At 40.9% G+C, this 7,066-nt stretch carries 4 protein-coding genes; 3 read left to right on the forward strand and 1 reads right to left on the reverse strand.

Going from position 1 to position 7,066, the window contains the following annotated elements; genetic code table 11:
• Nucleotides 1-314: 314 nt before the first annotated feature.
• Together RMY32_RS20075 and RMY32_RS20080 are read left to right on the forward strand one after the other, a co-directional pair.
• Nucleotides 315-2,756, forward strand: coding sequence for a dynamin-like GTPase family protein (locus RMY32_RS20075; protein ID WP_322709274.1), 2,442 nt, complete (start codon nt 315-317; stop codon nt 2,754-2,756).
• Nucleotides 2,757-2,961: 205 nt separating this feature from the next.
• Nucleotides 2,962-3,990, forward strand: coding sequence for an LD-carboxypeptidase (locus RMY32_RS20080; protein ID WP_322709275.1), 1,029 nt, complete (start codon nt 2,962-2,964; stop codon nt 3,988-3,990).
• Between the two features lie 235 nt (nt 3,991-4,225).
• Here the strand turns inward: RMY32_RS20080 and RMY32_RS20085 are convergent, their stop codons facing one another.
• Nucleotides 4,226-4,879: an RNA ligase family protein gene (locus RMY32_RS20085; protein WP_322709276.1), complete on the reverse strand. Its 654-nt coding sequence runs from the start codon at nt 4,877-4,879 to the stop codon at nt 4,226-4,228.
• A 345-nt stretch (nt 4,880-5,224) separates the two neighbouring features.
• On the opposite strand from RMY32_RS20085, the gene RMY32_RS20090 reads away from it, so the two are divergent.
• Complete coding sequence (locus RMY32_RS20090) at nt 5,225-6,835, forward strand: NAD(P)/FAD-dependent oxidoreductase (protein WP_322709277.1); 1,611 nt, start codon at nt 5,225-5,227, stop codon at nt 6,833-6,835.
• Nucleotides 6,836-7,066 lie beyond the last annotated feature (231 nt).

Consider the following 7,066-nt stretch of genomic DNA (forward strand, 5'->3'; position numbering starts at 1 on the left):
TAATGTGAAGTTACACATATCTAGATCCCCCTAAATCCCCCTTTTTAAGGGGGACTTTGATATGTTTTTCTGGTTCCTCCCTTTATAAGGGGGGCTAGGGGGGATCGAATTCTATGCAGCTTTATAAAAAATTGGTATAAGTGCGATTTCATACAATAAAATTCTGCGATTGGTATTGATTTTCCAGGGTTGCTTATTCTTGATAACCTGAATATCCAGCAGTTAAATCGCAGAAAACTTCTCAGGAAATTTACTGAACCATCAAGACAATAAATATTACTAATATATAGAGAAATATTGTCAGGATGCTGAATATGTCAGATTTACCGCTTCAATGCAGAAATTTAAAAGAGCAGGTTGAATCTATATTACAACTATTACAACAAGAACCAACGCTACGTTCCCAAGATATTACACCTATACAAACTTCTTTAAGTAAGGCAATTTCTCCCAAGTTTGAAATTGTGTTTGCGGGTGCGTTTAGTGCTGGGAAATCAATGCTAATCAATGCACTATTAGAAAGAGAATTACTCTACAGTGCAGAAGGACACGCTACAGGTACAGAATGCAAAATCGAGTATGCACAAGTAGATAAAGAACGTGTTGTTTTGACATTTTTAAGTGAAGCAGAAATTCGAGAACAAGCAGTTTCTTTGTGTCAGCAACTAGGATTTAAAACAGTACCTAATATTAACCAAGCTGAAGTAATTAACCTGCTACGTCAAGGTTCTGAAGCGATTATTCAACAGGAGGGTGGTGAGAGTCAATCAGAACGTGCAAAACAGGCGAAGGCGTTAATGTTGTTGCTAGAGGGATATATAGCAAATAGCGATCGCATCAGCACGGTAACTAATGCTACATATTCAATGGAGCAATTTAACTTTTCCAATCTCAAGGAAGCTGCTGGATATGCCCGTCGTGGTAGTAATAGTGCGGTATTGAAGCGTATAGAATATTACTGTGATCATCCTTTGCTACAAGATGGTAATGTAATTATTGACACACCTGGCATCGATGCGCCAGTAGAGAAAGACGCACAACTCACTTATGCCAAAATTCAACATCCTGATACTTCGGCGGTGGTGTGTGTGCTAAAACCTGCTTCGGCGGGTGAGATGACAAAAGAAGAAACCGAACTTTTAGAATTAATGCGGGAGAATGGGGGAGTACGCGATCGCGTTTTCTATGTCTTCAACCGAATCGATGAAACTTGGTATAATACTCAGCTACGGCAACGATTAGACGATTTAATTAGTGGTCAATTTGCTAATTCCAGGAAGGTTTATAAAACCAGTGGATTATTAGGATTTTATGGCAGTCAGATTAAACAAACAAGCCCACAAGATAGATTTGGTTTAGATTCTGTTTTTGCAGAAAGTATTAAAGGTTTAGATGGTAAAGAAGAAACACCACAATTTGTCTATGCGTTTAATAACTACTGTGTAAATTCTGGAAAGCTATCTTCCAGTAAATTCCGTGTTTCTGTGAACGGCTTTGAAACTCCAAATCAAAATTATGTGCGGATTCTGGGAGAGTGGGGAAATGAACTGATTGAAAAGCTAATTCAAGATAGTGGAACTGAAGAATTTCGCACAGCTATTACTCGTTATCTTACCGAAGAAAAGCGTCCCCAATTATTTAAAAATCTTGCTGATGATTTGGAAGATGTTTGTATTAAGCTCAAAAAACATTATCAGAGTGTCCAACGCGATTTAGATAGTCAGCCCCAAGAAATTGAGACGATGAAGGCGCAAGAGTTGCAACACCTCAATCAGCAACTACAGCAAATTGGCAGAGAATTTAGCGAGCATATCAAAGAAGAAGTTAACCATGTAATTAATAATTCTTGTGATGCTTTTGAAGCAGATTTTAAGCAATTGCAATCACGAATGATTCGCCGCTTAGATGAATTGCTAGATACTTTTTCGGTAGCTTCTGCTTATCAACGTGCAACCATCAGCCATCCTCGCAATGCTACTGCACCTTTAATTGCTATTTTAGTAGAGGCATTTTATTACTTAGCAAATCAATTAGAAGATATTTTGGTTGAATCTTCTCAGCAAATAGTTGCAAATTATTTCCAGCGGTTGATTGAAAAGATTCGCAAGTCAGAATATTATCGCCAACTGTATCGTTTATTAGATAATGATGGTGGTATTGAACAAAAGATCAGAATTTTAGAAAAAGGAGTTGCTCAAGCATTATTTAGTGCAGCTAGTGTGGAGTGCGATCGCTTTGTGCGAGAAAGTCCGAGATTTTACGATGAAGGCACTTTTTCTATATATCAATTTCGCCAAACTTTATCACAAACTTCTCAAGGTTATGACGCTGAAAGTATTGTGGAAGCAGAACCAGCCATTAGGCAGTTATTGAAGTTAGATTTTGAACCAAAAGTTTCCCAAACTATTCGCAAATCTTTCCGTCAAACCATTAATCAAACCCTGAAAAGCCAGTTATTGCCAATGGCAGAACAGCAAGCAGATGAAATTTTGCAACAATACCCACAGGCACGTGCTTATTTAGAGAAAATATTAGAACAAGAAGCTGAAGAGAAAATTGCAAATAATCGCCGCTTGTTGAATATTGTTGAAGAAAATATTGCAGGATATAATTCGGCAGTTTCTAGTATTAATAGTTGTTTACAGGCGATGCAATTATACGATCGTCTTTTGCCTGTCATTGGTGATTCATTTGCTACTGATGCTAAATTCGCTAATAATGGATTTGTGATTTCAGATATGGTACAAAAGGTTTAATTTTATAGCAAGGGACTGGGGACTGGGTGAAAAGCCTTTTTGTGTCTAAGTTTTATCGTCTGTTGATGTCCTAACCACCAAGGCTTGTGCTATACATATCGCAATCCTATTTAATTTGTGAAAATTCGCGGTATCCAGATCCCCGACTTCGTAAAAGTTGTCGGGGATCTAACTTTTTAGAATCCTAATCCCCAACAAAATAGTTATGAATATCAAGCGTCGGCAATTTCTTGCAACCTGTGGGCTGGCTACCTTAGCCACTCAAATACCAACACTTACTGCCCAAGGTAAGCCATCTCTAAACACCATCCGCAAGCCGCCCCGTCTACAACCCGGCGATACCGTAGGATTAATTTCGCCTGCGGGTATCGTTGACGCTAAAGACATTGAAGCCGCGCAGAAATCAATTTCACAGTTAGGGTTAAAAGTAAAGCTGGGGAAGCATATTTTAGATCGTTACGGCTATTTAGCGGGTAAAGACAGCGATCGCGCCCAGGATGTAAACTTGATGTTTAGCGATCGCACTATAAAAGCAATTATTCCGATGCGTGGTGGCTGGGGCTGCAATCGCATTTTACCTTTACTCAATTACTCGCTGATCCGCTCCCATCCGAAAATTATCATCGGGTATAGCGATATTACAACGTTGTTGTTGGCAATTAATGCCCGTAGTCAAATGATTACTTTTCATGGCCCAGTTGCTACGTCTACCTGGAATCAATTTACAGTCGATTACTTCAAGCGCATCCTATTTAATGGTGAAGCGGTGACTATGCAAAATCTCAACCCTAGCGAAGTGCGGCTGGAGATAATCGCACCGGGAAAGGCGAGGGGTAAACTGGTGGGTGGAAACTTGTCAGTTCTATCAGCGATGGTAGGTTCACCTTACCTACCTACTTGGAACAAAAGCATTCTGTTTGTGGAAGAAGTTGGCGAGGATGTTTATCGTATAGATAGGATGCTGACGCAATTAAAAACTGCTGGGATACTTAATCAAATTGCTGGTTTTATCTTTGGGCAATGTACTAAATGTAGTCTTGGAGATGAACCGTCATTTACGTTAATGCAAGTATTGCAACAACACATACTTCCTTTAGGTATTCCTGCTTGGTACGGTTCAATGATTGGTCATATTAAGGATAAATTTACCTTGCCAATCGGTGTAGAAGTGGAAATAAATGCTGAACTTGGGACAATACAAATGTTAGAGGCGGCTGTCAGCCCCTTTGGGTAAGTCAAAAGTCAAAAGTCAAATAATTTTGGATTTTAGCAATACCTTCGCCAAAAAAAGAGTATGAAGAGATAGGGCTACCGTAGTTGTTTTGCGATCGCAGTATCAACAGGACGAAACCCTATTTGGCTCTTGGGTGCAGAGAAGCAGAGGGGAAAGAAGAAGTTTTATGCATACGGACGGAAGCAATAGAAATTCACCGTTGCACGAATATGGAAAATGGATAGTGCAATTTGCTTTATTCCCAATATGTCTTCCAATCATCCTTAAAAGCTTGCTGTAATTTTTTCATATAAGCATATGTTTTAATTTTCACCATCCATACGTTATTACTATCGCTCCCACCTCCTTTACAAATAACACCTTCTGATACACCATATTTGCCTTCTCGAATATCATCAATAAATTGACCTGTTAGCTTACCGCGATAAACAACCTGTGCAATGTTTAGGTAACTAAAATCTCGGAGAAATTGTTCGGGAGCAATAATACATTTCTCAGTTTGTACATCAAAGAGAATCAGTTGTTTCAGGTCATCCTTTCGATGCATCCCTGCAAAGGAGTTAGTCCCAAAAAACTCTGTAAATACGGTAATTTCTGGATAGTGATAATTTAAATTTTCTTGAAATAGTCTTTGTAAAGGATTAGCAAAGTCTCTGTTAAAAATCTCAGGAGCTTCTTCTAAACCTGGATGCGCTTTGTTAAATTGTGCAATTCCCATATCATCTAAATCAAACCGGTCCCGACGCGTACCAAAGGCATACCACCCAAGTTCCAATTCCCAAACCCAGTGAAGATTTGTACCATCATATTTCTCAAAAGCTATGCAGCGTTCCCAAGGACAATTTTTGCTATCTGGAATTTTTGGATAAACAAGTTGCACTCGTGTCATTGCGATCAAAAGAGGTCTGTAACGCTTGCATTATAAAACCCATTAGACCAAAAGTGTTGAATGTTAAAAAAAATCCGATAAAAATAGTCCAAAATATGTTAATTTTTGGGCTAAAGATTAAAGTATCTCTATATTTCTGATTTTATTTTGCGTAGCTTGCTTATTGCGGAGCGAGTATAAATTCAGGGCAACTATTGGAGATGCTGTGTTTCGACTCCGCTCAACATAAATTCGCATTCAGACCTTTTTAAATTTTGAATCTTCAATCCAAAATTTAAAATCTAAAATCTAAAATTCGATGATTTTGATTAAGATTTTAATAGACAGTATGAATTTCTCGTCGCTATGTTACGCCTAACAGAAGTAAAGCTCCCGCTCGATCATCCTGAAGATGAGATCGAGACTGCCATCCTCAAAAAGCTGCAAATTACAGATGAAGAATTGATCGGTTATTCCATCTTCAAGCGTAGCTACGATGCCCGTAAGAAAGGAGAGATCGCTCTTGTTTATATTCTGGATGTAGAAACAACTCAGGAAACCCATCTACTCAAACGCCTGAAAAAAGATCCCCATGTAATGGCTACGCCAGACATGAGGTATCGCCCAGTGGCAAAAGCACCGAGCAATTTGAAGATTCGCCCCATCGTCATTGGTACTGGGCCTTGTGGCTTGTTTGCGGGTTTGATGCTGGCGCAAATGGGTTTCCGTCCGATCGTTTTAGAACGTGGCAAACAAGTCCGCGATCGCACTGCTGATACTTTTGGCTTTTGGAAGAAAAAATCAAATTTCAACTCAGAATCCAATGCCCAGTTTGGTGAAGGTGGGGCGGGTACATTTTCTGATGGCAAACTCTACAGTCAAGTCAAAGATCCTCAGCACTATGGGCGCAAGGTACTAACCGAACTTGTCAATGCGGGAGCCTCACCAGAAATTCTCTATATCAACAAACCGCACATCGGCACCTTCAAACTGGTGGGAATCGTCCAAAGTATGCGTGCCAAAATCGAATCCCTCGGTGGCGAAATTCGCTTTCAAAGCCTAGTGGAAGATATTAACATCGAAAATGGACAGGTGCGGGGAGTCACCCTCGCCAGTGGCGAATATATCGCCAGCGATTATGTGGTTCTGGCGGTAGGTCATAGCGCCCGTAATACCTTCCAAATGCTATTTGAACGCGGGGTTTACATCGAGCCGAAACCTTTTTCCATCGGCTTTCGGATCGAACACCCCCAGACTCTCATCGACCAATGTCGTTTCGGTTCTCAGGCGGGTCATAAGCTTTTGGGTGCTGCCGATTACAAACTAGTTCACCACTGTCAAAATGGTCGTTCTGTCTATAGTTTTTGTATGTGTCCGGGGGGCTTGGTGGTTGCAGCTACATCAGAACCGGGGCGAGTCGTCACCAATGGGATGAGCCAATACTCTCGCAATGAGCGCAATGCCAATAGTGCGATCGTTGTGGGCATCACTCCCGAAGATTATCCAGGAAATGCGTTAGCAGGAATTGACTTTCAACGACGCTTGGAAGAACGAGCTTTTGAATTGGGCGGTGGGACTTATGAAGCGCCAGGACAGTTGGTGGGAGACTTTCTCAACCATCGTCCCTCGACAGCATTGGGCACTGTTACACCGTCTTATACCCCAGGGGTACACTTGGGCGATTTGAGTCAGAGTTTACCAGATTATGCGATCGCTGCCATTCGTGAAGCCCTTCCCGCTTTTGACAAACAAATAAAAGGATTTGCAATGGATGATGCCGTGTTGACTGGGGTAGAAACCCGCACGTCATCACCGATTCGGATTAAACGCCAAGAGGATTATCAAAGTTTAAATACCGTCGGTCTTTATCCAGCTGGTGAAGGCGCGGGATATGCAGGGGGAATTCTCTCGGCTGGTATCGATGGTATCAAGGTAGCGGAGGCGGTAGCTTTAAGTATTTTGAAAAATTGCAATTAGTAAAATCTAAAATAGTGAATGCGATGCCTACGGTGATAAACTACGCAATCTCAGCATCCGATTTTGAGTTGAAAGGAAGTTTCTAAATGAACGTGAGTTCGATGAACCTCTCCCCAACCCCTCTCCGAGGCACAGAGGGGCAGAAATATTTTTAGTTGACAACGAAAAAATTAGGGTTTCAAAGCCTCTCTCCCTGTGGGGGAGAGGAATGGAAGTGGGGTTTTTAGAGCC

Source organism: Nostoc sp. ChiSLP03a (assembly GCF_034531215.2).
In the GTDB taxonomy this organism is placed as follows: Bacteria; Cyanobacteriota; Cyanobacteriia; order Cyanobacteriales; family Nostocaceae; genus Nostoc.